The organism is Psychrobacillus soli, assembly GCF_006861775.1.
In the GTDB taxonomy this organism is placed as follows: domain Bacteria; phylum Bacillota; class Bacilli; order Bacillales_A; family Planococcaceae; genus Psychrobacillus; species Psychrobacillus soli.
In genome coordinates this window covers 96,302-121,880 of record NZ_VDGG01000016.1, presented here as the reverse complement: position 1 = coordinate 121,880, position 25,579 = coordinate 96,302, and the positions used below count along the sequence as shown (strand labels likewise).

At 37.8% G+C, this 25,579-nt stretch carries 28 protein-coding genes; 25 read left to right on the top strand and 3 right to left on the bottom strand.

All coding sequences use genetic code 11. The features are described from left to right. From aroA to FG383_RS09735, 9 genes are all read left to right on the top strand, one after another. Positions 1–1,290, top strand: coding sequence for a 3-phosphoshikimate 1-carboxyvinyltransferase (gene aroA, locus FG383_RS09775; RefSeq protein WP_142607227.1), 1,290 nt, complete (start codon positions 1–3; stop codon positions 1,288–1,290). A gap of 470 nt (positions 1,291–1,760) precedes the next feature. Next, entirely contained in the window at positions 1,761–3,005 is a 1,245-nt protein-coding gene (locus tag FG383_RS09770; RefSeq protein WP_342782135.1) for a tetratricopeptide repeat protein, read from the top strand. A 20-nt stretch (positions 3,006–3,025) separates the two neighbouring features. After that, positions 3,026–3,577: a ReoY family proteolytic degradation factor gene (locus tag FG383_RS09765; RefSeq protein WP_142607226.1), complete on the top strand. Its 552-nt coding sequence runs from the start codon at positions 3,026–3,028 to the stop codon at positions 3,575–3,577. Positions 3,578–3,588: 11 nt separating this feature from the next. Continuing rightward, entirely contained in the window at positions 3,589–4,035 is a 447-nt protein-coding gene (locus tag FG383_RS09760) for a DUF2487 family protein (RefSeq protein WP_142607225.1), read from the top strand. A 158-nt stretch (positions 4,036–4,193) separates the two neighbouring features. After that, a complete protein-coding gene (locus FG383_RS09755) occupies positions 4,194–4,697 on the top strand; it encodes a Rieske (2Fe-2S) protein (RefSeq protein WP_142607224.1) in 504 nt (167 codons plus the stop codon). Between the two features lie 21 nt (positions 4,698–4,718). Beyond that, positions 4,719–5,393: a menaquinol-cytochrome c reductase cytochrome b subunit gene (gene qcrB / locus FG383_RS09750; RefSeq protein ID WP_142607223.1), complete on the top strand. Its 675-nt coding sequence runs from the start codon at positions 4,719–4,721 to the stop codon at positions 5,391–5,393. 42 nt (positions 5,394–5,435) lie between these two features. Next, a complete protein-coding gene (locus FG383_RS09745; protein WP_142607222.1) occupies positions 5,436–6,215 on the top strand; it encodes a menaquinol-cytochrome c reductase cytochrome b/c subunit in 780 nt (259 codons plus the stop codon). An 86-nt stretch (positions 6,216–6,301) separates the two neighbouring features. Further along, the gene (lhaT, locus tag FG383_RS09740) at positions 6,302–6,898 is read left to right on the top strand and encodes a lipoprotein heptaprenylglyceryl N-acetyltransferase LhaT (protein WP_142607221.1); all 597 of its coding nucleotides are present in this window, start codon (positions 6,302–6,304) and stop codon (positions 6,896–6,898) included. A gap of 57 nt (positions 6,899–6,955) precedes the next feature. After that, the gene (locus FG383_RS09735) at positions 6,956–7,636 is read left to right on the top strand and encodes a zinc metallopeptidase (RefSeq protein ID WP_142607220.1); all 681 of its coding nucleotides are present in this window, start codon (positions 6,956–6,958) and stop codon (positions 7,634–7,636) included. A 263-nt stretch (positions 7,637–7,899) separates the two neighbouring features. Here the strand turns inward: FG383_RS09735 and FG383_RS09730 are convergent, their stop codons facing one another. Beyond that, on the bottom strand, positions 7,900–8,769 hold the full coding sequence (locus FG383_RS09730; RefSeq protein WP_142607219.1) for a YitT family protein: 870 nt from the start codon (positions 8,767–8,769) through the stop codon (positions 7,900–7,902). A 107-nt stretch (positions 8,770–8,876) separates the two neighbouring features. Between FG383_RS09730 and FG383_RS09725 the strand changes: the two genes are divergently transcribed. From FG383_RS09725 to FG383_RS09705, 5 genes are read left to right on the top strand one after another with little or no spacing between them, the layout of a single operon-like run. Beyond that, positions 8,877–9,209 carry a nucleotide pyrophosphohydrolase gene (locus FG383_RS09725; protein ID WP_142607218.1) on the top strand — a complete coding sequence of 111 codons (333 nt, stop codon included), beginning with the start codon at positions 8,877–8,879 and terminating at the stop codon, positions 9,207–9,209. Positions 9,210–9,211: 2 nt separating this feature from the next. After that, on the top strand, positions 9,212–9,988 hold the full coding sequence (dapB, locus tag FG383_RS09720; RefSeq protein WP_142607217.1) for a 4-hydroxy-tetrahydrodipicolinate reductase: 777 nt from the start codon (positions 9,212–9,214) through the stop codon (positions 9,986–9,988). An 11-nt stretch (positions 9,989–9,999) separates the two neighbouring features. Then, a complete protein-coding gene (gene mgsA / locus FG383_RS09715) occupies positions 10,000–10,407 on the top strand; it encodes a methylglyoxal synthase (protein WP_142607216.1) in 408 nt (135 codons plus the stop codon). Positions 10,408–10,419: 12 nt separating this feature from the next. Next, entirely contained in the window at positions 10,420–11,550 is a 1,131-nt protein-coding gene (bshA, locus tag FG383_RS09710; RefSeq protein WP_142607215.1) for an N-acetyl-alpha-D-glucosaminyl L-malate synthase BshA, read from the top strand. Between the two features lies 1 nt (position 11,551). Further along, positions 11,552–12,751, top strand: coding sequence for a CCA tRNA nucleotidyltransferase (locus tag FG383_RS09705; RefSeq protein ID WP_142607214.1), 1,200 nt, complete (start codon positions 11,552–11,554; stop codon positions 12,749–12,751). A 96-nt stretch (positions 12,752–12,847) separates the two neighbouring features. On the opposite strand, the gene FG383_RS09700 is transcribed toward FG383_RS09705, so the two are convergent. Further along, on the bottom strand, positions 12,848–13,246 hold the full coding sequence (locus FG383_RS09700; RefSeq protein WP_142607213.1) for a hypothetical protein: 399 nt from the start codon (positions 13,244–13,246) through the stop codon (positions 12,848–12,850). A gap of 191 nt (positions 13,247–13,437) precedes the next feature. On the opposite strand from FG383_RS09700, the gene FG383_RS09695 reads away from it, so the two are divergent. The 11 genes from FG383_RS09695 (at position 13,438) to FG383_RS09645 (ending at position 24,059) form a co-directional block, all read left to right on the top strand. After that, positions 13,438–14,424 carry a biotin--[acetyl-CoA-carboxylase] ligase gene (locus tag FG383_RS09695; RefSeq protein ID WP_142607212.1) on the top strand — a complete coding sequence of 329 codons (987 nt, stop codon included), beginning with the start codon at positions 13,438–13,440 and terminating at the stop codon, positions 14,422–14,424. A gap of 594 nt (positions 14,425–15,018) precedes the next feature. Next, complete coding sequence (gene panB / locus FG383_RS09690; RefSeq protein ID WP_142607211.1) at positions 15,019–15,879, top strand: 3-methyl-2-oxobutanoate hydroxymethyltransferase; 861 nt, start codon at positions 15,019–15,021, stop codon at positions 15,877–15,879. Further along, complete coding sequence (panC, locus tag FG383_RS09685) at positions 15,854–16,699, top strand: pantoate--beta-alanine ligase (RefSeq protein ID WP_142607210.1); 846 nt, start codon at positions 15,854–15,856, stop codon at positions 16,697–16,699. The genes panB and panC overlap by 26 nt, the downstream gene beginning before the upstream one ends. A 3-nt stretch (positions 16,700–16,702) precedes the next feature. Then, positions 16,703–17,086: an aspartate 1-decarboxylase gene (panD, locus tag FG383_RS09680; RefSeq protein ID WP_142607209.1), complete on the top strand. Its 384-nt coding sequence runs from the start codon at positions 16,703–16,705 to the stop codon at positions 17,084–17,086. A 497-nt stretch (positions 17,087–17,583) separates the two neighbouring features. Then, positions 17,584–20,340 carry an ATP-dependent DNA helicase DinG gene (gene dinG, locus FG383_RS09675; RefSeq protein WP_185907901.1) on the top strand — a complete coding sequence of 919 codons (2,757 nt, stop codon included), beginning with the start codon at positions 17,584–17,586 and terminating at the stop codon, positions 20,338–20,340. Between the two features lie 22 nt (positions 20,341–20,362). Then, complete coding sequence (locus tag FG383_RS09670; protein ID WP_142607207.1) at positions 20,363–20,533, top strand: YpmA family protein; 171 nt, start codon at positions 20,363–20,365, stop codon at positions 20,531–20,533. Between the two features lie 3 nt (positions 20,534–20,536). Continuing rightward, a complete protein-coding gene (locus FG383_RS09665) occupies positions 20,537–21,025 on the top strand; it encodes a cell wall elongation regulator TseB-like domain-containing protein (protein ID WP_142607206.1) in 489 nt (162 codons plus the stop codon). Between the two features lie 28 nt (positions 21,026–21,053). Next, positions 21,054–22,349, top strand: a complete 1,296-nt coding sequence (gene asnS, locus FG383_RS09660) for an asparagine--tRNA ligase (RefSeq protein ID WP_142607205.1) — start codon at positions 21,054–21,056, stop codon at positions 22,347–22,349. Positions 22,350–22,397: 48 nt separating this feature from the next. Beyond that, on the top strand, positions 22,398–23,111 hold the full coding sequence (locus FG383_RS09655) for a DnaD domain-containing protein (RefSeq protein ID WP_142607204.1): 714 nt from the start codon (positions 22,398–22,400) through the stop codon (positions 23,109–23,111). A gap of 11 nt (positions 23,112–23,122) precedes the next feature. Next, the gene (gene nth, locus FG383_RS09650; RefSeq protein ID WP_142607203.1) at positions 23,123–23,779 is read left to right on the top strand and encodes an endonuclease III; all 657 of its coding nucleotides are present in this window, start codon (positions 23,123–23,125) and stop codon (positions 23,777–23,779) included. Further along, on the top strand, positions 23,766–24,059 hold the full coding sequence (locus tag FG383_RS09645; RefSeq protein ID WP_142607202.1) for a YpoC family protein: 294 nt from the start codon (positions 23,766–23,768) through the stop codon (positions 24,057–24,059). Before nth ends, FG383_RS09645 begins: the two co-directional genes overlap by 14 nt. A 422-nt stretch (positions 24,060–24,481) precedes the next feature. Here FG383_RS09645 and FG383_RS21315 read toward each other — a convergent pair. Then, a partial coding sequence (locus FG383_RS21315; RefSeq protein WP_246096945.1) for a fibronectin type III domain-containing protein occupies positions 24,482–25,579 on the bottom strand: 1,098 nt, incomplete at its 5' end.

Below are 25,579 nucleotides of genomic sequence, written 5' to 3'. Positions count from 1 at the left end.
ATGGAGAAAATATTAGATTATGCACAGCCTTCCTTACAAGGCGTCTTGCGAATTCCAGGAGATAAGTCTGTATCCCATCGCTCTATCATGTTTGGGGCAATGGCTGAAGGTACTACTACGGTGGAAGGCTTCCTACTAAGTGATGATTGCTTAGCGACAATCGACTGCTTCCAAAAGCTTGGTGTCGAAATTGAGGTAGACGGGGAAAACGTTCGTATCAAGAGTAATGGCATCAAAGCGTGGAAAGAGCCTAACGAGATCTTATATACTGGTAACTCCGGTACAACAACGCGCCTAATGCTCGGAATACTAGCAGGTTCGAATGTTTCATCTGTTCTAATTGGAGACGAATCGATTCAAAAGAGACCGATGAAACGAGTGACGGATCCGTTAAAGCAAATGGGAGCGAAGTTAATTGGACGGGAAAATGGGCAGTTTACGCCAATTGCGGTAGAAGGAACTAACCTAGAGTCTATCCATTACCAAATGCCGGTTGCAAGTGCACAAGTGAAGTCCGCTATTCTACTTGCTGCATTACATGCACAAGGAGAAACAATCGTACAAGAAATGGAAACTTCTCGTGATCATACGGAAAAAATGCTGCAACATTTCGGCGCAGACATTAAAGTCCGAAATAAAACAATCCGACTGCAAGGTGGACAAAAACTTACTGGAACACATGTCGTAGTACCAGGTGATATTTCGTCTGCAGCATTCTTTTTAGCAGCAGGAGCAATTGTCCCTCGTAGTAAGCTGACGTTAACGAACGTAGGCTTAAACGAGACGAGAACGGGAATTATCGATGTCCTACAAGCAATGGGTGCAAATTTGTCGATCAATGATTCCGAAAATACGAGCCATGAAGAAATGGGAACAATCGAAATCGAGACATCTTCTCTAAAAGGGACAGAAATCGGCGGCGATTTAATTCCTAGACTAATTGACGAAATTCCGATCATTGCCTTACTTGCAACACAAGCAGAAGGTAAGACGGTCATTAAAAATGCCGAAGAACTAAAAGTAAAAGAAACCAATCGAATAGATGCCGTTGTCAATGAACTAAAGAAGCTCGGTGCGAATATTACGGCAACGGATGACGGAATGATTATCGAAGGGCCAACACCACTGCATGGTGCAGAATTAGTGACGTATGGCGATCATCGTATTGGCATGATGGGGGCAATCGCATCTCTGATTACTTCAAGTGCTGTTACATTGGATGATCCAGCATGCATCTCAGTTTCCTATCCAAACTTTTTTGAACAATTGGATAGCGTGCGAAACAGTTAATAAATAAATCTTAACAGACCAAGGACGAGTTAAAGTCTCTTGGTCTGTTTTTTGGCTATTTTGTCGTTCTAGAGGGATAATGCGCAAAAGTCACACCAAGTAAACTTGTTACTATGAGGATTGGTTGCTCTCGGCTATTTATAGTAAATACTGCATAAAGTTGGATTTAGCGCGGCGGCTTAATATTTCGCATTATAGGGATACTGCGCGGTCACCTAATAGGTCTTTTACCACGCAGTATCCCTTAAATAGGTCGTAACTACACATTTTAATGCACTCCTACACAAGATAATGCGAGGAAGCATATTGATGAATTGTCAACAATGATTTGAATACATAGAAAAACTTAGGATATGGAACATCTTGATATTTTCATCTAAAGAAAGATGTGTCTTTTCTATCAAGTTTTTTTCTTGTTCATAACCGAATGTTCTTGTACGATAAAGACATAGAGAAAGTATGGTGATGATATGGAAAAAATGATGCCTTTTATCCGAGCAATGGAAGAAGGAGATATCGAAAAACTGGGTGCACTTATAGAAGCTTTTTTATTAGCAGGAAATCCAGACGAGCAATATGAACTAGCCGATTTATTAGCCCAATACGGTTTTTTACAAGAAGCAGTGCAAGTATTAGATCATTTACACTATTTGTTCCCAGAAGAAAGTCAGTTGAAAATCGATCAAGCACAGCTTTACTTAGAAATGGATAAAGAAGATGCAGCACTAGAATTGCTTACGACGGTTGACAAATCGAGTGAAGCTTATCCTCAAGCACTACTTACATTAGCTGATTATTATCAAATGATCGGACTATATGAAGTGGCAGAGCAAAAAATTAATGAAGCAATCGGCATTTTGCCAAATGAGCCATTACTTCTTTACGCAAAAGGCGAGCTCTTACTGGAAACTGGTAGATATTTAGAAGCTGCTAGAATAATGGAAGACTTAATCCCAGTAAAAGACGCAATTCCAGCAGTTGACTTATCTTTAAAGCTTGCGGAAATTTATAGTGCGGGAGCAGCGTATGAAGAAGCGATTCCATACTATGAAGAAGCATTACAAAAGGAAGTTGCACCAGATGTTTTATTCCACGCGTCATACGCTTCCTTCCAAGTACAGCATTATGAAACAGCTGTGAAGCATTTAGAAAGTTTACTGGAAATCGATCCGGATTATTTCTCGGGTTATATGTTGCTGGCAGAAACGTATGCGATGCTAGAAAAAAATGAAGAGGCATTAAAGGCGATAACAGATGGTATTGCCCGGGATGAATTTGAAAAAGAATATTATTTATTTGCAGGTAAAATTTCGCTTAAATTGGGTAGAGTGAAAGAAGCAGAATCATTCTTGCGAGAAGCAATTGTATTAGATCCAGAATATATGGACGCAATTTTTATTCTTTCTTCATTATTTTCGTCAGAAGAGATGGATGAGGAGTTAATCGAACTGTATGAAACGTTGAAAGAGCAGCACTTTGAGTGGTCTTCTATGTATCCATTTATCGCTAGTAGCTATGAGCGTTTAGAATTGTACGATGAAGCATATGCATTTTATAAGCTAGCATATACTGAACATAAAGAGGATGCTGCATTTTTAGAAAAATACGTCTATTTCCTGCTTGAAGAAGGAAAACGAGACGAAGCACTAGAAGTAGTAGCGGTATTGCAAAAATTACAGCCTGAAAATAGTACATGGTTTGACTTAGTGGAATAAAAAAAGGAAGGAGAGGTTACGTGACTGCTTCTGTTTCAGTTGGGGAGAAAAAAGAATTTGTTCGCTGGTTTTTAAAAAAGTATCAAATGAAAAGAAGAGAGTGCGTCTGGATTTTGAATTACTTAATTAGTCACGAAACATTGTTGAATAACGTCCATTTTGTAGAGGAAGCACATTATTGCCCTAGAGCGATGATTATGTCGGTAACAACATCCTCTGGTATCCCTTTTCGCTTTTACAAGGGCAGTGTGATGACGGCAGATGCAGAAAAGTCTTTTCATGATCTACGTCTGCATCCTGAAGAAGATATGTATATTCAATTGAATTTTCAAATGCTTCCACCAAGCCCGGAGTACTTAGCGGTTCTAGAAGAAAATCCTTTTATGCCAAAGTATTTGCATATTAGTGAAAAAGATAAACGAATCGCAGAGGATATGTTAGCGGAAAGTCTTCATTCATTTCAAGTAGAACAATTAAAAAAACAAATTGATGAAGCAATCGATGAAAATAACAAGGATAAGTTTCTAGAACTTTCAGCATTATGGAAACAACTACAACATAGAGGAAATTAGGAGAGATTACCATGCATTGGAACGGAAAAGATAGTGCAGTATTTCAAGCACAAAAAGAATATATAGATACAGCAGTGATCCCATTAATAGTCATAGACGGTTCGGAGCATGGATTTCCATTTGCTGCCTCCGCAGCGGATTTTACGTTATCTTTGGCGAATATAATTGAAAATCAGTTTAAAGGAAGGATAGTTTTATTTCCTTCCTTCTCTTATACAAAGACTCAGGACAAGCAGTCATTGCTAGAAATTTGGAAAGAGGAACTAGCAAAAGCGGATTTTAAATACATATTCTTCATCACATCTGATAGAGAGTGGAGTACAATGGGGGATGAACATGACGTGATTTGGACACCCTCTGTTCCACTAGATTCGATGGATCAAAAAATGAGAAATTCTGTATTAGAAGATCAACTACGACAACTCATTCCAATTTTCGCGAAAAAATGGGCGAATTAGTGACAAATTGTTGCAAGAAATGTTCACAAAGTTCATAATTCATGTCAAAGGAATATTGACCTTCCTTTTTTATTGATATATCATGGATATGTCCTAGTATTATTATTTCAAGCAAGTATGTCCATTGGGCTGACCTTTAAGTAAGAGGGGGGAAAAGGATGAGTAACAATAAAGTATCAAGACGTCAATTTCTAAGTTATACATTAACAGGTGTTGGCGGTTTCATGGCAGCAGGAATGCTTATGCCAATGGTACGTTTTGCAATTGATCCTGTATTGCAAAAATCAGAAGGTGGAGATTTCGTATTAACGGAAAAGAAAATTGCCGATATTACAGAAATTCCCGAGCGTGTAGACTTCACTTTTGAACAAGTGGATGCATGGTACAAGTCTGATATAACAAATGCTGCATGGGTTTACAAAGAAGGAGATCAAGTTATTGCACTTTCTCCAGTATGTAAGCATTTAGGATGTACGGTAAACTGGGAAGGTGACCCAGCTCACAAAAATCAATTCTTCTGTCCATGTCACGCAGGTCGTTACGAGAAAAACGGACAGAACGTTCCAAAAACACCACCTCTAGGTCCGTTGGATCAATTTGAAATTCGTGAAAATGACGGTTTCTTAGAAATTGGAAAAGCTATACCTAACACATTAGTTTAAAAGTAAGGGGGTACGACATCAGTGCTTAATAAAATCTATGATTGGGTGGATGAACGTCTAGATATTACACCTATATGGCGTGATATTGCAGACCATGAAGTGCCAGAACACGTAAACCCTGCACACCATTTCTCTGCATTTGTTTATTGTTTCGGAGGATTAACATTCTTCATTACAGTTATTCAAATTTTATCCGGTATGTTCTTAACTATGTATTACGTACCAGATATTGAAAATGCATGGGAATCTGTTTTCTACCTTCAAAATGAAGTAGCATTCGGTGAAATCGTGCGTGGGATGCATCACTGGGGAGCGTCACTTGTTATTGTTATGATGTTCTTACATACATTACGTGTATTCTTTACTGGTTCTTATAAAAAACCTCGTGAACTAAACTGGATGGTTGGAGTATTAATCTTCGCTGTTATGTTAGGTTTAGGATTTACGGGATACTTACTACCTTGGGACATGAAAGCATTGTTCGCAACAAAAGTAGGTATTGAAATTGCTGCATCCGTTCCATTTATTGGCGGAATGATTAAAACGTTACTCGCTGGTGATGAGCATATCATCGGTGCACAAACATTAACAAGATTCTTTGCGATTCATGTATTCTTCTTACCAGCTGCATTATTCGGTTTACTTGCGGCACACTTTATCATGATTCGCCGTCAAGGTATTTCTGGACCACTATAATGGGTAAGTGGTACGGAGAATTCTTAATAAGGAGGGGACATTATGCATAAAGGTAAAGGTATGAAATTTGTTGGTGACTCTCGTGTTACAGATCCATCTAGCAGACCAAAGAAAACTCCGAAAGACTATTCTGAGTATCCTGGTAAAACAGAAGCTTTCTGGCCAGACTTTTTATTGAAGGAATGGTTAGTCGGTGCTGTTTTCTTAGTAGGTTATCTAGTATTAACTGTTGCACATCCGTCTCCACTTGAACGTCCAGCTGATCCAGCGGACACAGGATATATTCCAGTACCAGACTGGTATTTCTTATTTTTATACCAGTTATTAAAGTATGAATTTGCATCAGGACCATTTAACGTTATTGGAGCAATCATTATGCCAGGTCTAGCTTTTGGTGCACTTCTATTAGTACCATTCCTAGATACTAGTAAAGAAAGATCTCCATTTAAGCGTCCGTTACCAACTGGTTTTATGCTTCTTGCTCTTGCTTCAATGATTTATTTAACTTGGGAATCAGTAGTTAACCATGACTGGGAAGCTGCTGCAGAATACGGTAAGATTAAAGAAGAAGTTTCAGTAGAATTTGATGAGACTTCGGAAGGTTATGAACTGTATCAAGCATCGTCTTGTATCGGTTGCCATGGTAATGCATTCGAGGGCGGTTTAGGTAAGCCATTAATCGGTTTAGACTATACTGCTGATGAAATCGTTAACATTGCACATGAAGGTTTAGGCGGAATGCCAGGTGGTACTTACACTGGAACTGAAGAAGAGCTTCACAAACTAGCGGAGTTTATCACAACGCTACAACCAGCGGAATAAGATAACATGTAAGCTAGACATAATAAAAGTAAAGAGAGTCAGGAAACTGACTCTCTTTTTTACTTACCTTTCGAAGGAGAGTTTCTATGAAAGAAATGATAACGTATGGGAAGTTAGTGCTCTTTAATAAGTCATTCATGTGGTTATTGTTCCTAGTGAATCTATTAGGTACGATTTACGGTTACATTTGGTATGAAAGCCAGCTCTCTGTGACGGAGCCTAAATTTCTTCTTTTTGTTCCGGATAGCCCAACTGCAAGTTTGTTTTTTACAATTGCATTACTCGGATGGCTATTAAAGAAAAACTGGAAGTTAATTGAGGCACTTGCGCTTATTACATTGGTTAAATATGGTGTATGGGCAGTGGTCATGAACATTTGGACATATATCGAGACTGGTTCCATTGGTTGGATGGGATGGATGCTTGTCGCTTCTCATTTTGCGATGGCATTACAGGCAATACTTTATATACCTTTCTATAGATTTACTTTCGTACATATTTTTATTGCAGCTGTTTGGACATTGCATAACGATGTCATTGACTATGTATTCGGCCAAATGCCCGTATATCGTAGTTTAAGTGAATATTCTAATCAAGTTGGCTATTTTACATTTTGGTTATCGATTGCTTGTATAAGTATTGCAATTGGAGTTTATCAAAAAAGGTCAAAGCGAATTAGTTGAATGAATATGGATAACCTATTAAAATAATAAGTATAGATAAGAAAGGGGAAATGATTGGTGGTTTCTTATATCATATATTTTGCGATAATTTTGTTATTGCCTATATATGCACAGATGAAAGTGAAAAGGACGTATAAAAAGTATTCTAAAGTACGCTCGACTTCAGGTATGACAGGTGCACAAGTAGCAAGAACGATTTTAGATGCAAATGGTTTATATGAGGTAAAAGTTGTCGAAAGTAGTGGTTTTTTAAGTGATCATTACAACCCAATGACTAAAATTGTAGCATTGTCTTCGCATAACTATCATGAGGCTTCCGTTGCAGGGTCTGCTATTGCAGCACATGAGGTTGGGCATGCGATTCAACATAAAGAAGCTTATTCCTTTTTAACATTACGTCATAAATTAGTACCTATTGCGAACATTTCTTCCAATGCATCATGGATTTTTGTCATGATTGGTATATTTGCTTCCATGAGTGGTATGTTGTTACTTGGTATCTTGTTGCTTGCCGCTGGTGTCGTGTTCCAAATTGTTACGCTTCCAGTGGAGTTTAATGCGTCTAATCGGGCGATGGACCAAATGGTATCGTATGGTATTATTCGTAACGAAGAAGAGCGTCATGCAAAGAAAGTATTAAATGCCGCTGCTTTAACATACGTTGCAGCTACTGCAGTCGCTGTACTCGAGTTACTACGTTTAGTATTAATTTATACAGGGATGTCTAGAGACGATTAATATTTAAAGTAAGCATTGTTCAACGTAAATGTACTTTTGGATTGCTTTGGACTGAACGAGAGTCCTACACCATTACCAAGATTTCAAAAATAGGAGGGATGCGACAAGTTCGCATCCCTCCTATTTTTCGGTAATTCTGTGGTTTTCGTTCGTCCGTCGCTCTCCAAAAAATAAACGGTGATTATATAGCATTAAGTCTGTCCAAAGACCTCCGAATACGATTCAAAAAAAGTTTTGTACTTAGAGGGTTCTTGCATGTTTTCTCAATCAATCGGCCTTTTCTCCTCATCGAGCGTGAATCCTTCTCCCATCACATCATTCGTTTCTGTAACAGAAACAAATGCATGCGGATCAACTGCTGTAATAATCGATTTTAGGCGAACTATTTCATTTTTAGCAATAACACAATATAAAATTTCACGTTCTTTCTTCGTATAATGTCCATAACCTTTTAAAACCGTCACTCCACGGTCCATTTCGTTCGTTATACGGTTTGCAATCGCATCTTGGTACTCAGAGATGATAAACGCCCCACGCGCCGCATAACCACCTTCTTGTACAAAATCGATGACACGTGCTCCGACAAAAACTGCTACTAACGTATACATCACAGATCTAATATCTAAAAATGTAAGCCAGGAAAGTAAAATGACAAACGCATCGAACATGAACATCGTTTTTCCCATACTCCAGCCGAGATACTTTTGACCGAGCCTCGCGATAATATCAACGCCACCAGTAGTTCCACCAAATCTGAAAATAATACCTAAACCAACACCAACGAATACCCCTGCAAATAAAGAAACAAGGAACATGTCATCTTGTAACCCGATTTGTATTTCGTACAGATGAAATATTTTTAAAAATACAGAGACTGCTACGGTACCAATTATTGTATATGCAAATACCTTTCTACCTAAAAGTTTCCACCCAATGATAAACATTGGAATATTTAATAGTAAGTTCATTAACGCTACATCCCATTTGAAAACAAAATATAGTATTAATGTAATACCGGCAAAGCCGCCTTCACCAAGCTCATTTTGCATATTAAAATGAACAAATCCAAAACTATAAATAGCGGATCCTATTATAATCATGATGATATTTTTAAATTTTAAGCCAAGCCCCATTGTTCCACCCCTTTTTATAGTTCATACTAAAGTTATTATCTTTTAATTAATTGTTTTTGACAACTGGTGTATAAATTTATTACGATGAAGGGAGGAGAGTGAGAAAAATGTCGGAAAACAAAACATTATCTGAACTTCAACTTGAAGTAGATGCATACATAAGTCAATTTAAAGAAGGATACTTTCCTCCAATGGAACTTTTAGCAAGATTAACAGAAGAACTTGGAGAACTCTCACGAGAAGTTCAACATAAGTATGGCACGAAGAAAAAGAAGCATACAGAAGTAGAGAAAGAACTGGCAGACGAACTCGGAGATTTCTTTTTCGTATTAATATGTTTGGCAAATGCAGAAGGTATAGATCTACAACAATCTTTACAAAACGTATTGCATAAATACAATACACGAGATAAAGATCGATGGACAAAAAAGGAGGACTAACTGTGGTTATTAAAGTAGCAATAGCAGGACCAAGAGGTAGAATGGGAAAAGAAGCAGTAGCAACCATTATTAAAAATGAGGAATTTCTTTTAGTAGGGTTATTAGACCATAAAAAAGAGGAAGAAAATGTAGGAAATAATATTCCTATTTTCACGTCACTTGAAGAGTTAATCGAACAAACCGAACCAGATGTATTAGTGGATTTAACCATTCCGACAGCTGTTTTTGGACATGCGATGACCGCCCTGCAATATGGTGTAAGGCCAGTTATTGGTACTACGGGCTTTACTGATTTACAATTAGATGAAATACGCCAAAAAGTAGAAGAAAAACAGATCGGTTGTTTGATCGCTCCAAACTTCTCAATTGGAGCAGTTCTAATGATGAAATTTGCCCAAACGGCAGCAAAATATTTACCGGATGTAGAAATAATTGAAATGCATCACGATCGAAAAGTAGATGCTCCATCAGGCACTGCTATCAAAACTGCTCAAATGATTCAAGATACAAGAAATCCATTTGAACAAGGACATCCGGATGAAGAAGAAATATTTGCTGGTGCAAGAGGTGCCAATATAGAAGGAATGCATATTCATAGCGTCCGGTTACCTGGTTTAGTCGCCCACCAACAAGTCTTGCTTGGTGGGGAAGGACAACTCCTCACAATTCGCCATGACTCGTTTGATCGTACTTCGTTCATGTCAGGTATCGTTTTGTCGATTCATGAAATAATGAAACAAAATACACTTATATACGGCTTAGAAGAGATTATTTTATAGGAGTGACGGGCATGAGAATTGCATTAGTAGCACATGACAAGAAAAAAGAAGATTTAGTCCAATTTGTAATGGCGTATAAATCTATTTTAGAAGAGCATGAATTATTTGCAACAGGGACGACTGGAACACGCATAATAAATGAAGTAGGATTATCGGTATTTCGATATAAATCAGGTCCACTTGGTGGGGATCAACAAATTGGTTCGGCAATCGCAAACAATGAAATGGATATGGTCATCTTTTTCCGGGATCCCTTAACTGCACAGCCACATGAACCGGACGTAACTGCATTGATACGCCTATGCGATGTATACCAAATCCCACTTGCGACGAATATGGGAACAGCGGAGATTTTATTAAAAGGTATTGAAGAAGGATTTTTAGATTGGCGTCTGTTGGAAGAAAGACGGGCTCGTTAAGGAAGTGATCGTATGCGTAAATTAAAAATAGGCATTACATGCTATCCATCTATCGGTGGATCGGGTGTAATAGCCACGGAACTTGGTAAAATGCTTGCGGAAAAAGGACATGAAATACATTTCATCACTTCAAGTCAGCCTTTTCGTTTAAACAAAATGTATCCGTCCATTACATTTCATCAAGTAGAAGTAAATAGTTATTCCGTTTTTCAATATGCCCCGTATGATATTGCGTTAGCAAATAAAATGGCAGAAGTAATTATCGATGAACAATTAGACGTACTGCATGTGCATTATGCAATGCCACATGCTGTATGTGCAATTCTAGCAAAAGATATGGCAAAATCCGATATAGGCATTGTGACAACCTTACATGGAACAGATATTACTGTATTAGGGGATGATTCTTCCCTTTCAGGTGCTATTCGGTATGGAATCGAAAAATCGGATATTGTGACAGCGGTTTCGCATTCATTAGTAAGTCAGACAATGGAGTTAATCCAGCCAGATCAAGAAATAGAAACCATCTATAACTTTGTAGATGAACAAGAATATTATAAAAAAGATCCAGGTAACTTAAAAGAATTGTTAGGAATTGCAGCGCATGAAAAAGTCGTGATTCATGTTTCTAATTTTCGAAAAGTGAAACGTGTTCAGGATATCGTGAAAAGCTTTGAACTAATTCGAAAAGAACTTCCTGCGAAGCTTCTATTAGTAGGAGATGGTCCTGAAAAACACCCAGTTATGGAATATGTTAGAGGTACTTCCATTGAACAAGATGTTCTATTTCTTGGGAAACAAGAAAATTTGTCGGAGCTGTACACAATTTCTGATTTAATGCTATTACTTTCCCAAAAAGAATCGTTCGGATTAGTATTATTAGAAGCAATGGCGTGTGAAGTACCGTGTATTGCCACTAATGTCGGTGGTATTCCTGAAGTTATTACACACGGGGAAAATGGCTATTTAGTCGAACTTGGGGATACCCAAAAAGTGGCTGAATATGGAGTTCAATTATTACAGGATCCGATTTTACATAAACAAATGATCGAAACTTCGTTAATGTTTATCGAAGAACGATTTAGTTCGAAGAAAATAGTAGAACAATACGAAGCGATGTACGAAAGAGTGGCAAAGAAATAAAATGATGAAAACTCGGTGGCCAGAAGCTTATAAAGTAATTGAAACGCTTGAAAATGCTGGTTTTGAAGCATATGTTGTCGGAGGAGCAGTCCGCGATTTTACTCGAAATATGCATGCAAATGATGTGGACGTGACAACGAATGCCACACCGAATGAGGTCAAACAGTTATTTCCCCACACGATTGATGTTGGAATTGAACATGGTACCGTGCTAGTTGTATTAAAAGAAACAATAGAAGTAACAACGTTTCGTTCGGAAGCTACATACTCCGATTTTCGAAGACCGGACGCTGTTACATTTGTTCGATCCCTTCAGGAAGATTTACAAAGACGAGATTTCACGATGAATGCAATGGCACTTACTAAGACTGATGAGCTTATCGATTATTTTGGTGGTAGGGAAGATATCGAGAAAAAACTAATAAGAGCCGTTGGGGATCCATCTAAACGTTTCGCAGAGGATGCGCTACGCATGCTACGAGCAGTCCGTTTTTCCGCGCAGTTGAACTATTCCTTGCATGCAGATACGATGGAAGCCATTCAATCTCTGCATCATTTAATCGCCCATGTTTCGATGGAGCGAGTGAAGGTGGAGTTAGAGAAAATTTGGAAAAGTGACTTTGTAGGAAATGGCATGAATTTATTTGTTTCCAGTCAACTAGCAGGAAATTTCCAAGGGGATTGGGAAACGTATCGCTATAGCTGGGAACGTTTTTCAAGCTTTGGTAATACCGCAAACGGATGGGCATTTTTTGCGCTAATGCAACCTTCAAAAAATGTAGGGACCTTACTTTCCTTTTATAAATGTTCCAATTCAGAAAAAACGCATGTGAAGCATGTGTTAGCTGCAGTGGAACAGCTAGAAAAAGGGCATTGGAGTCCCTATAATTTTTTTCAGTTTACGGAAGACGTGCTCATAGCCGCTGCAAGTTATGCAAAGCAGCTGAAGAAAATCGATACCTCTTACACCCCAAAGCAAATTCAGCAAGCAAAAGCTACTATTCCCATTTCATCTGTAAAAGAAATTGTCGTTAATGGCAATGATTTAATGGAATGGGCGGACAAAAAAAGAGGTCCATGGATTAGAGAAGTTATCGAAACAATTACAATAGAAATCGTAAACGGAAAATTAACGAACGATAGAATATGTATAAAGGAATGGTTTTTTCGTGAGTATGTCAATGGCGACTTTTTACCTTGATATGACATCGTTTTTAACCATTTAGGATAATCGAGCAAGTGACCAAAAGCGATTAAATTAGAAAAAGTCGTCCAATAGGTCACTTGCTTGCTTCACCTAATTATCAAAACTACCTAAAATCATAAAATCTACAAGAATTCCACTCATTGGATTTTCTGAACCTAATACATTAATTCCTAGAACTGTTACACCACTAATATTTGTAACATTTGCAGAGACATATTTTGCAACAACATTCTTCTCTCGCATTTGTACTCTAGGTCTTGCAATTATCGAAGGATTTGTAGAATATACGCTTGACAAGGCATAGTCAATAGTTGTTAATAATGGATTGCCATTAGGTAAACCATTGTATGTAAAATAAAGTGTAGCTATACCATTTGCGTCTGATGTAGCTTGTCCATAAACAATCCGCTTTATTTTTTGGGGATTTGACTCTCCTGATTTAAACACTTGAAACATTGTTGGTGCCAGTGAAATAAATTCAATACTCATAGCTAGACTCCCTCTTTAATACTTTGATATACAACTTTGATTAAATGTATGATTATCTATACCTTAATATTCAATGTACTTTCTGTATGACAGTTTGTGATAGTATAGATATTAATAAATAGCATTAATTCAAGGCTTTTAAGTCCCTTGATATTTAATGACAGTATACTTATATAAAGGAATGGTTTTTAGTGAGTATGTCAATGAAAGAAAAGATACTTTCCCAACTAATTAATGCAAATGGTGAACCAATCTCAGGTCAAAAGCTTGCCAATGAATTGAATATTTCACGAACGATGATTTGGAAGCATTTAAAAAGTATTGAAGAAGACGGATATGTGATTGAAGCTATTAAGAAAAAAGGTTATATTTTGCAATCCATTCCAGACATAGTCTCACAAGAACGAATTACATCTTATTTAGAAACGAAGTCTATTGGAAGAAATATAGCTTATTATCCCGTTTGTGAATCTACTCAAACAATTGCATCCGAAAAAGCAAGCGAGCAAGCACCTCATGGAACGGTGATTATTACCGAACAGCAAACAGCTGGACGGGGAAGACTAGAACGACCTTGGGATTCTTCAGCAAATAAAGGAATTTGGATGAGTGTCATCATTCGCCCAGAAATCAGTCCTCAATTTGCAGCCCAATTTACCCTCGTTTCCGCAGTAGCAATTACGCTTGCAATTGAGGATTTAACCGATTGTTCTCCAGCGATCAAATGGCCGAATGATTTATTGATTAATGGCAAAAAAGTGACGGGCATTTTGACAGAACTACAAGCAGATATGGATCGTGTACAAGCGATTATTATCGGAATCGGCGTAAATGTCAACCAAGATCTGGAAGCTTTCGACGAATCCATTCAATCGATTGCTACATCTTTAAAAATGGAATCTGGACAAGAAGTAAACCGTGCCGAACTCGTAGCTAAAATATTGTTTTATTTGGAAAAATACGCAGATATGTATGTAGAAAATGGCTTCGAGCCGATTAAATTACTTTGGGAAAGTTATAATTGTACGATTGGTAAACGAATTCGTGCCAATATGTTACGCGAAACGGTAGAAGGTGTGGCAATGGGCATTACGAATGATGGCGTGCTAGAGCTTAAACTGGATAATGGTGAAATTCGTGGAATATATTCAGCGGATATTCATTTGATGAATAAATAAATAGACCAAGCTCCCGAAAATGTAATATCGGGAGCTTTTTATCTGTAAGTAAATAACGAGTGCAACATAACCTTTTATGAGTACCACATATCCAATTGTGACCGCCACATAACTTTCGTGAGTACCACATAACCATTTGTGACCGCCACATAACCTTTCGTGACTACCACATAACCTTTTATGAGTACAGTCGCCGCCGTCTCAATCCAAGTTAACTTGTTATTTTAGAATTGGTTGCTCTAAGCCATTTATTGGATTCACACAGTCGAAAAACGTACGACCGTAGCGAAAATCAAAGCCGACACCTTTTACGATGCACTCTCCTAAAAAGGGACACTAGTACTGCTGATTTGCCCATTAAGTAAAATCATTTGGACGCCCAAACAATTTTCTGTTATTCTATAAGCGTTGGGCAGTATCGTTTGACGAACTGCACCTGTTTCAATGAGCAAGTAATTGAATAGTCTGCCTTGATCTGCATATGACAGGGACGGAGAAAACCTTTGAATTTACATTTTCTGCCCTTCTGTCCACTCTTGGAACGAAGGGCTTTTTTGCTGGTTTTCTCTCCACTTAAAAAGAGGAGGAATTTAATTGAAAACGACGAGTAATTTTGTGGAAATGAAGAAAAAAGAGGAAAAGGTTACAATGATGACGGCGTATGATTACCCAACGGCTAAATTTGCAGAAGATGCGGGAATCGACATGCTATTAGTAGGGGATTCACTTGGGATGGTCGTGCTAGGATATGATTCTACTGTACTAGTTACGATGGATGATATGATTCATCATGGAAAAGCAACAAGAAGAGGTGCGCCCAATACGTTTTTAGTCGTGGATATGCCGTTTGGTACGTATCACGGCTCACTAGATCAGTCACTTGCGAATGCTGTGAAAATTATGCAACAAACAGGGGCACAAGCGGTAAAAGTAGAAGGGGCGGACGATGTTCTCCTTGTTATTGAAAAGTTGACTTCTGCGGGAATCCCAGTTGTAGCACATCTTGGTTTAACTCCTCAATCGGCTGGTGTGCTTGGAGGATATAAGGTACAAGGAAAAACTGCCGAAGCTGCAGAAAAACTAATCGAAGACGCGAAAAAATGTGAGCAGGCAGGTGCTTGTGCAATCGTATTGGAATGTATTCCTCATCAGTTAACAGCAAAGATCTCGGAAGCGTTAATCATTCCGACAATTGGTATTGGAGCAGGAGTTACAGCAGACGGTCAAGTATTAGTATTCCACGATTTAGTGAAATACGGTAAGCACCATATTCCGAAATTTGTAAAGGAGTTTGCTAATGTTGGCGAGCCTATTACAGCAGGTATCCAGCAATACGTGGAAGAAGTAAAAAGTGGAGTTTTCCCAGCTTTAGAGCATTCATTTACAATGAAAGAAGAGCAACTAAACCAATTGTACGGAGGCACTACTTATGCAAACAGTTCAAACAATCGATGAGTTAAAACATATACTTGAAGCAAATAAAAATAAAACAATCGGCCTTGTTCCAACAATGGGGTATTTACATGAAGGCCATCAAGCATTATTAAATAGAGCAAGAAAAGAAAATGACTTTGTAGTGGCGACCATTTTCGTCAATCCTGCTCAATTTGGACCAAATGAAGATTTAGACAGATATCCACGAGACATAGAGCGCGATCTGAAAATCGCTACAGAAGCTGGAGTTGATCTCATCTTCAACCCTACGCCAGAAGAAATGTATCCATTTGAAAGCGGGATTACGATACAAGTAGGGGAGCTTTCTACCAAACTATGTGGAGAGAGTAGACCGGGCCATTTTGATGGTGTATTAAAAGTTATCACGAAATTATTTAACCTTGTGCAGCCAACGAAGGCATACTTTGGACAAAAAGATGCTCAGCAACTAGCGATTATTGAAACTTTTGTGCATGCATATAATTTCCCGGTACAAATTGTTCGTGTCCAAACAGTACGTGAAGGAGATGGACTTGCAAAAAGCTCTCGAAATGTGTTTTTAAGTGAAGTGGAAAGAGCAGAAGCTATTCATTTACACAAAGCTCTTACGCTCGCAACAGAACACTGGAAGCAAACGAACAATGTGGATGAAGCAATCGCAATAGGAAAAGCACATATCGAGGAAAACACAGCTGGTAAAATAGATTATTTTGAAGTCGTAACATACCCGCTCTTACAACAAGTTTCAGAGCAAGCTAGCCAACTATTATTTGCAACAGCTGTCTTTTTTGAAAAAGCACGTTTGATTGATAATATTCTTGTAGATGTAAAGGAAGTGTAAGAAATGCTACGAATGATGTTAAATGGTAAAATTCACCGTGCGACCGTAACGGAAGCTGATTTAAATTATGTTGGAAGTATTACGATTGACCAAAACATTTTAGATGCGGTAGGCATGCTGCCAAATGAAAAAGTGCATATTGTAAATAATAATAATGGGGCACGCTTTGAAACGTATATTATTGCTGGAGAAAGAGGCAGCGGTGTTATATGTGTAAACGGAGCGGCCGCTCGTCTAGTACAACGCGGAGATATCGTCATTATTTTATCGTATGCATATGTAATGAATGAAGAAGCAGCAAGCCATCAACCAACTGTTGCCATAATGAATCAAGATAACACAATCAATCAAATTATTCATTACGAACCAGAAGCGACTGTAATGTAATATAGTATTTTATTCATTATGCAAGCTCCCGAAGATGCAATTTCGGGAGCTCTTTCACTTTTTCAAGGGAAGTTCCTTGTTTATTTTTATAATGAGACACTTTTTAGGGATAATGCGTCGTAATCATCATCGTCTCAATCCAAGTAAACTTGTTATTTTAAGAGTTGGTTGCTCTCGAAGTAGAATTGATTGCTTTCAATGACCAGTTTGTTGCCCTAAGCCATTTTATGGATTTATATATCGAGTCAATACTTATAAGTAAGCAATTTCCATTGATTTTCGCTGCAGGCGGTGACTCCGACCGAGGCCAACAGGATGTTGGTCACGAAGGCGTTGCCACAGGATGTGGCGCTCTTAGCGTTTGTTCCTCTGTTGAAGGCATCCCTGTAAGAAATACCCCCAAAAATCCAACTTTTCTTTTTAGCATATTTTTCGTTTCTAATTCCCGAATGTGGTACAATTTTTTTAGAACATAATGGATAGCGAGTTGAGGAATAATGGAAAATCATAAATATGCAGTTGTCGATATTGAAACAACAGGCCATTCATCGACGAGTGGTGACCGTATTATTCAACTTGCAATTGTTTTTATTGAAAATAGCAAAATTGTAGATACGTTTTCAACATTTATCAATCCCGAAAAACCAATCCCATTTTTTATACAAGACTTAACGAAAATAAAAGACGTAGACGTAGCGCATGCACCACTTTTCGAAACAATCGGATCTAAAGTGTTAGATCTATTGCAAGATCATATTTTTGTGGCGCATAATATTCACTTCGATCTTCCTTTTTTGCAAAAAGAATTGAAACGAGTAGGACTTCCTAAACTTGTATGCAAAACGATGGACACAGTAGAATTTACAAAGCTTATGTTTCCGAATCTGTATAGTTATAAATTACAAGATATCGCAACAGAATTACATATTCCGTTAAATGTAGCCCATCGTGCAGATGACGATGCGTTAGCTACTGCCTATTTATTATTAAAATGCATCGAACAATTACAAAGTTTGCCTTTAAAAACAATTGAATTATTACATAAAAGATCCTTTCAGTTAAAATCCAATTTATCTATTTTATTTTTTGATGTATTAGCGAACAAAAGAAAAAAATATGATGCAGCAGACTATCCGATGTATCGGGGAATTCCACTAAAAGAAGTGGAAAAAGAGCAACCTGCTAGTCAAATATCGATTACTTTTCCACGAACGAAAGAGTTAAAAACGACGCTTTTTCAAAAAGGACTTAACCATTTTGAAGAAAGACAAGGTCAGTTTGCGTTTATGGACGAAATTCAAAACGCGTTAGAAAAACGGACGGAAACGGTATGTGAAGCAGAGACTGGAATAGGTAAAACATTAGGTTATTTATTACCTGCCGTAATTTTCGGGATGGGTCATCAAAAACCAGTCATTATTAGTACATATACGACTCATTTAATCGACCAGTTAGTGTTAGAGGAAATCCCGAAATTAAATGATATTTTAGGACTTCCAATCCGGGTGGCTAAGCTTAAAGGAATGCAACATTACATTGATTTGTATCGATTTTGGCAGCATGTGCAGTTAGATGATGAATCGTACGACGAAACATTTACGATTATGCAAATATTAGTTTGGCTAACGATAACGGATGAAGGGGATCTAACCGAGCTAAATGTTTCAGGCGGGGGTCAATTATTCGTAGATAAAATTAGAAAAACGTCGCTTTCGAAAATATTGGAAGAGCGGGAAATAGATTTTTATGAACGAGCGCTTCGAAAGAGCGAAAAATGTGATATTTTAGTTACGAATCATGCGATGATTATGGCAGATCGAGAGAGAGAGAAAAAATTATTATCACATGGCTGTGCAACAATCATTGACGAAGCACATCAAGTCATTCATGCGAGTATGTCTCGAAAAGAACGCATATTTTCTTATACGACTTGGAAGTATGTATTAGGTCAATTTGGTACATTAGATACGGACCAACTGCTCAGTAAACTCGCGGTGCTACATATACCTTTAGCGCTACGAATTCGACTGGAAAAACAATATGTAGACGTAGTCGAGTCTTTTGATCAAGCTATTTCGTCTATTACTCATATCATTCCATCTATAAAGGGGCATTCGAAAAGTACAAAAAGAATGTCAACATTAGAAGATTTAAGGTTGAACCCCTCCAGTTTCCGCGCAGTTGCAACTGCGATGCAAACGTATATTTTATCGGCAAAATCTATATTAGCTACTTACGCGAAAAATAAGCTGGATGATCAGGCTACTGTATTATTAAACGAGTGGGAATATTGGATAAGAGAACTTGAGATTAAAGTAAGTGAATGGGATGAAATATTTTTACTTGATGAAGCAGTTGAAGCGAAATGGCTAGAAATTGATACGAGAAGCATTCCGGGAAGTTTAACCATTATTAAACGACCGCTAAACTATCAAAAAGATATTAAAGAAGCGGTAGACCCTTTGAGGGCATCCGGTGCAGTCATTTGGACTTCGGGTACGCTCACGGTGCCTTCTAATCGTCATTTCATTACGTCTCAATTAGGGTTAAGTACAACTATCCCTATTCACCAATATCGAGCGGCTGCTGATTACTATAACGGAGCTGAACTATTAATCATGGAGGATATGCCAGACATTAAGCAAGTGTCTCAAAGTGATTATATTGAAGCGGTGGCAGAAGCGATTGTCCAGACGGTACTAGTAACAGAAGGTAGATGCTTTGTTTTATTTACATCGCAAGATATGCTAAGGAAAACAGTGGAGATTATACAAGATACGAATTTACTGGAAGACTATATGTTATTTGCTCAAGGGATGACCTCAGGTAGTAGAATGCGTCTATTGAAATCATTTCAACGCTTTTCCAAATCTGTCTTGTTTGGAACGAACAGCTTTTGGGAAGGGGTAGATGTTCCAGGGGATGCACTGTCGGTTATCATTATGGTTCGTCTACCATTTTCATCACCAGATGATCCTTTATATAAAAAACGTGCAGAATTGTTGAGCGTAAACGGTCAAAATCCATTTACTGCGTATTCACTTCCTGAAGCTGTTTTACGATTTAGACAAGGATTCGGTCGTTTAATAAGATCATCGAATGACAAAGGTGTTTTTATCGTATTGGATAGAAGAATAGAAACGAAGTCATATGGAAGTGACTTTTTACAGGCAATTCCTAATATTCCTATTAAGAAAGTGACGCTCGAAAATATGGTCTTAGAGCTTGAAAATTGGTATACTAATGAAGGATGAGTTTTAGAAAGCGGGTAGAAATATGGAAAACAAAATAGAAGTGCTATCTACTGTTACAGTCAATTACCAATCGGACTTATATAAACTAGTGGATGCATTAAATCGAACATTAAAACAACAAAATTTGATGTTTGGCTTAGCACTTGATAAAGAAGATCAAGAAAAGTGCGTTTTTACAATTTATAGGACATAACTGATGGTACTTAAAAGATGGCTCTTATTTATCGTTATTTTTGCAATTAGTTTAACAGTGATACTTAGTTTACTCATTTATTTTCAAGCAAAAATACCATTTAAAGAAGCGAATGAAAACGCAGAAGCATATGTAACAAAAAACAATTTACTCTCTCAAGTAGATGACTCTTACGTATATAATAGTACGAGTACTTTCTATACCGTTATCGGCAAGACTGCAAAGGGAGAAGAAAAAGCATTTTTCATCCCAGATAAGAAAACAGATGATGCCATTATGGAAGTAAAATTACAAGACGGTATATCAAAAGAGAAAGCAATTGAACTAGCAATGGCAAATGAAAAAAATAGTAAGCTGTTGCACGCAAAACTTGGCGTGGAAGAAATAGGTCCGGTATGGGAAGTAACTTATGTAAACGAGAAAGACAATCTCAATTATGTGTATCTCTTATTTGACAATGGAGATTGGTGGAAGCGAATTTCAAATTTATAACTAAACTATTGATCTTGTGGAGGAAACTATGAAAAAAATAATGATTAAAGATATGGAAAACTATGTAGGTGAAACAGTTAAACTTGGTGCGTGGCTTGCAAATAAACGCTCAAGTGGAAAAATAGCATTTCTACAATTACGTGACGGCTCTGGCTTTGTGCAAGGAGTTGTCGTAAAAGAAGAAGTTGGCGAAGAAATTTTCCAAACAGCTAAAGGTTTAACACAAGAAACGTCTATGTATATTATTGGAGAAGTGACGAAAGATGACCGCTCTTCATTCGGATATGAATTACAAGTAAAAGAAATTAAAGTTATCCAAGCTGCTGTTGATTTCCCAATTACACCAAAAGAGCATGGAACTGAATTTTTAATGGACAACCGTCATTTATGGTTACGTTCAAGAAAACAACATGCCGTTATGAAAGTCCGTAACGAAATTATTCGTGCAACGTATGAGTTTTTTAATAATAATGGTTATGTTAAAGCAGATCCGCCAATTTTAACAGGGTCATCTCCAGAAGGAACATCTGAATTATTCCATACTAAATATTTTGACGAAGATGCATATCTTTCTCAATCTGGCCAATTATATTTAGAAGCTTCAGCAATGGCACTTGGAAAAGTATTTTCTTTCGGACCAACTTTCCGTGCAGAAAAATCGAAAACACGTCGTCATTTAATCGAGTTCTGGATGATTGAACAGGAAATGGCTTTTTGTGAACTGGAAGAAAACTTAGAAATACAAGAACAATATGTAGCATTTATCGCTCAAGCTGTTTTGAAAAATTGTACATTAGAGTTAGAGAGACTTGGTCGTGATGTATCGAAATTGGAAAATATTCAAGCACCGTTTCCTCGTATTTCTTATGATGATGCAATTAAACTTTTACATGAAAAAGGGTTTGATGATATTGTGTGGGGAGATGACTTCGGTGCTCCTCATGAAACGGCAATTGCTGAAAGTTTTGATAAACCAGTATTCATCACGCATTATCCAGTAGGGATTAAACCATTCTATATGAAACCACATCCAACACGAGATGATGTTGTATTATGTGCCGATCTAATCGCACCAGAAGGATATGGTGAAATCATTGGTGGTTCCGAACGTATTTGGGACTATGATCTTCTAAAACAACGTATACAAGAGCATGGGTTAGATGAATCTGCTTATGCCTGGTATTTAGAGCTTCGTAAGCAAGGATCTGTACCGCATTCTGGTTTTGGACTAGGTTTAGAGCGTACAGTAGCATGGCTAAGTGGAGTGGAGCATATCCGTGAGACGATCCCATTCCCACGTCTATTAAACCGTTTATATCCGTAATAAGTTATAAAGCACATTGTAATATAGAAAAAAAGGGAGACGATGAGTATGCAAAAGCGAGATCGACTCCGTATTTGGACTGAGCAGGGAAATGTAACCATTTCCCAGCTTTTTTTTAGTCATTACAAAGCGATTAATATTAAAGATGAAGAAGCGATTCTTTTATTGCATTTAATTGCTTATGGAGAAGCAGGAAATCATTTTCCGACACCACAAAACCTTGTAGATCGCACGCATTTCAATGAACATAAAGTAGTTACTATCTTACAGCGCCTCGTTCAAAAAGGGCTTATCCAAATAGATCAACATAAGGACGCGGATGGCGTTCACTATGAATATTATGCTTTCCATCATTTATGGGAACTTTTACTAAATTACGTAGAACAAGAAGAAAATCATATCGAAGACGAGCAAGTGAAAGAAGAAGAAGGCGAAATATATAAGTTATTTGAACAAGAATTTGGTCGGCTTTTATCTCCAATGGAATACGAAACAATTGGCATGTGGTTTGATCAAGATAAACATTCCGCTGCGTTAATTCGATTAGCGTTAAAAGAAGCAGTGTTATCACAAAAACTTAGCTTGCGCTATATTGATCGTATTTTATTTGAATGGAAAAAGAAAAATATTAAAACAGTAGAAGCAGCAGAAAATCAAACAGCTCAATTTAGACAGCAAATTCCAGTTCAAAAACAAGTGGAACAACCATCAGCAAGTTCTGCAAAAGTCTCATTTTACAACTGGTTAGAAGAGAGAGAGTAGGTGGAAGCGTTTTGCTTACGAAAGTACAATGGCATTATTGCCTAGATGAGATGGAGCGAATGTTCCCAGATGCTCATTGTGAACTCGTTCATAAAAATCCATTTGAGTTATTAGTTGCCACATTATTGTCCGCTCAATGTACAGATGTACTAGTGAACAAAGTAACAAAAAACTTATTTCAAAAATATACAAAGCCCGAAGATTACTTAGCAGTCCCAATCGAAGAATTGCAAAATGATATCCGTTCGATTGGGTTGTATCGTAACAAAGCAAAAAATATTCAGGCGTTAAGTGAACAGCTAATTGAACTATATAATGGGGATGTTCCAGCAGATAGAGACTTACTAACTACTTTCCCAGGAGTAGGGCGTAAAACAGCAAATGTGGTCGTTTCTGTTGCATTTGATATTCCTGCCATTGCTGTTGATACACATGTAGAAAGAGTGACGAAACGCCTAGGCCTTTGCAGATGGAAAGACTCCGTGCTACAAGTCGAAGAAACATTAATGAAAAAGACGCCAATGGAATTATGGTCAAAGGCACATCACCAACTTATTTTCTTTGGACGTTATCACTGTAAGGCTCAAAATCCGAATTGCCCCGAATGCCCTTTATTATCTGTCTGTCGAGAAGGTACGAAAAGGATGAAGAAAATTGCCGGAGCGTAATTTAATCGAATTCGAAAAGTGGGATAATTTAAGGGGCCAGTTAGCTATACTTTTTAAAGAAAAAGATACTACTAGAGTGGAGCTAATGGAGCAAGGAATTCAGCTGTTAGAAGTGATTGTAGGTAAAGTGGGGGAGGCAGCTCCTATTAATTTTTCAGAACGATTTGCATTTATTAGAAACAATAAACATAATTATACCGCCTTCAAGCAATTGGACGAGCTTTTCAAAGAAACGAAAAAGAAACTTGCTCGACTACGAGCACAGAATTATAAATCATAGGAAGGAGAATGAGCGATGCGCTCATTCTCTTTTTTGTTTTGTAATAAAATGGCTAAGGGCAACCAGTGTCGCGGGGAAAGCAACCAAATTTGGCTAGAGAGCAACCAGTCCTTTAGGGAAAGCAACCAATCCCCATGCGTAAGCAACCATTTCTCAAATGGAGACTTAACTGAATGAAACTAAGTCAGAATAGCGAGTTGAATAGTAAATATATGGCAAATAACAATCAATTACGAAGTGAAAGCAACCAAATATAGCTAGAGAGCAACCAGTCCACTAGCGAGAGCAACTAACTTACCTATGAAAGCAACCAACCTCCATGCGAGAGCAACCAACTCCTACATCTGCAAGATTGATTCACGAAATTGCACTATACGCTTTAAAAAAAGAACAATCCATGTAGGATTGTTCTTTTTTTAATCTTATGGATTGGAGTCAGAATTTTCTTCCTCACCGCTAGTTCCACTCGGATCTGTATCGTCGTCAGGGTTTACTTGTTCATCGGAATTGCCATTGTTATTGCCATTGTTATTGCCATTGCCATTTCCGTTATTTCCTCCGTCGCCATTTCCATTATTGTTACCATTACCATTCCAATTTCCGTTACCATTTCCACTGTTATTCCAATCTTCGGAGTTTTCATTTCCGTCAGTTTCATCAGTAGGAGGCATTTCTTCTAGCTCTTCTTCCACGAACCCTTCTAAAGTAAGTGAAACGGAAGCTGGTTCACTTCTAACTTCACCAGAAACTGCAGTTACAGAGAATACATACGTACTTCCCGGTATGAGACTTTGTACAATCAGTCCTGTTTGATCAGTTGTTTGCAGGATTTCCGAAGGACCGTTATCAATTGCCACGGATACTTCAAATTGTACATTTTCTTCTATTTTTTCCGGTCGTTCGAAGTCCCACATCAGTGTTGCAGATAAAGTAGGATCGTCAAGCTCGACGGATAAATTGGTTGGTGCATTTAGCTCTAATTGTTCGAATTTCTCGGACACGGATGTTGGTTCTGTGCCTTTTACAAATAACTCGGTTCTTTTTAGTTCATCTGGCGTGTATTCACTCGCTAATTGGAGCGGGTTCGTACCCTTTTCAATCGTCGCTTCCACTACGGAATTTGGCTTACTGAATCTCTCTGTTGCCATATCTTCCGAAATATTAGCCATTACTTTTTTGAAAATAGTTTGTGGTAAATAACGTTCTTCATTTGTTGTCATCGGTGTTTTCATCTCTGGGTAACCAGACCAAACGGCAATCGAGTAGTTGGTTGTGTATCCAGCGAACCAAACATCCGGGAATGCACTGCTTGGTAAATTCCATTCTTTCATTTGGTTAGAGTCATAGTTCGAAGTTCCCGATTTACCAGCAATATCTAAACCACTAACAGCTGCTGTTTTAGCTGTTCCTTTTGTTAACACATCTCGTAATACATCCGTTACGATATAAGCTGTAGAGTCTTTCATCACTGCCTTCGATTCCGGTCGATAGCTCTTTTCAGTTTTCCCATCGCGGTAGAC

Excerpts from the sequence above, each read along its gene's own strand:
- aroA (WP_142607227.1), top strand. The coding sequence starts at position 1 with ATGGAGAAAATATTAGATTATGCACAGCCTTCCTTACAAGGCGTCTTG.
- FG383_RS09770 (WP_342782135.1), top strand. The coding sequence starts at position 1,761 with ATGGAAAAAATGATGCCTTTTATCCGAGCAATGGAAGAAGGAGATATC.
- FG383_RS09760 (WP_142607225.1), top strand. The coding sequence starts at position 3,589 with ATGCATTGGAACGGAAAAGATAGTGCAGTATTTCAAGCACAAAAAGAA.
- FG383_RS09755 (WP_142607224.1), top strand. The coding sequence starts at position 4,194 with ATGAGTAACAATAAAGTATCAAGACGTCAATTTCTAAGTTATACATTA.
- FG383_RS09745 (WP_142607222.1), top strand. The coding sequence starts at position 5,436 with ATGCATAAAGGTAAAGGTATGAAATTTGTTGGTGACTCTCGTGTTACA.
- lhaT (WP_142607221.1), top strand. The coding sequence starts at position 6,302 with ATGAAAGAAATGATAACGTATGGGAAGTTAGTGCTCTTTAATAAGTCA.
- FG383_RS09730 (WP_142607219.1), bottom strand. The coding sequence starts at position 8,769 with ATGGGGCTTGGCTTAAAATTTAAAAATATCATCATGATTATAATAGGA.
- FG383_RS09725 (WP_142607218.1), top strand. The coding sequence starts at position 8,877 with ATGTCGGAAAACAAAACATTATCTGAACTTCAACTTGAAGTAGATGCA.
- mgsA (WP_142607216.1), top strand. The coding sequence starts at position 10,000 with ATGAGAATTGCATTAGTAGCACATGACAAGAAAAAAGAAGATTTAGTC.
- bshA (WP_142607215.1), top strand. The coding sequence starts at position 10,420 with ATGCGTAAATTAAAAATAGGCATTACATGCTATCCATCTATCGGTGGA.
- FG383_RS09705 (WP_142607214.1), top strand. The coding sequence starts at position 11,552 with ATGATGAAAACTCGGTGGCCAGAAGCTTATAAAGTAATTGAAACGCTT.
- FG383_RS09700 (WP_142607213.1), bottom strand. The coding sequence starts at position 13,246 with ATGAGTATTGAATTTATTTCACTGGCACCAACAATGTTTCAAGTGTTT.
- panC (WP_142607210.1), top strand. The coding sequence starts at position 15,854 with ATGCAAACAGTTCAAACAATCGATGAGTTAAAACATATACTTGAAGCA.
- panD (WP_142607209.1), top strand. The coding sequence starts at position 16,703 with ATGCTACGAATGATGTTAAATGGTAAAATTCACCGTGCGACCGTAACG.
- dinG (WP_185907901.1), top strand. The coding sequence starts at position 17,584 with ATGGAAAATCATAAATATGCAGTTGTCGATATTGAAACAACAGGCCAT.
- FG383_RS09670 (WP_142607207.1), top strand. The coding sequence starts at position 20,363 with ATGGAAAACAAAATAGAAGTGCTATCTACTGTTACAGTCAATTACCAA.
- FG383_RS09665 (WP_142607206.1), top strand. The coding sequence starts at position 20,537 with ATGGTACTTAAAAGATGGCTCTTATTTATCGTTATTTTTGCAATTAGT.
- asnS (WP_142607205.1), top strand. The coding sequence starts at position 21,054 with ATGAAAAAAATAATGATTAAAGATATGGAAAACTATGTAGGTGAAACA.
- FG383_RS09655 (WP_142607204.1), top strand. The coding sequence starts at position 22,398 with ATGCAAAAGCGAGATCGACTCCGTATTTGGACTGAGCAGGGAAATGTA.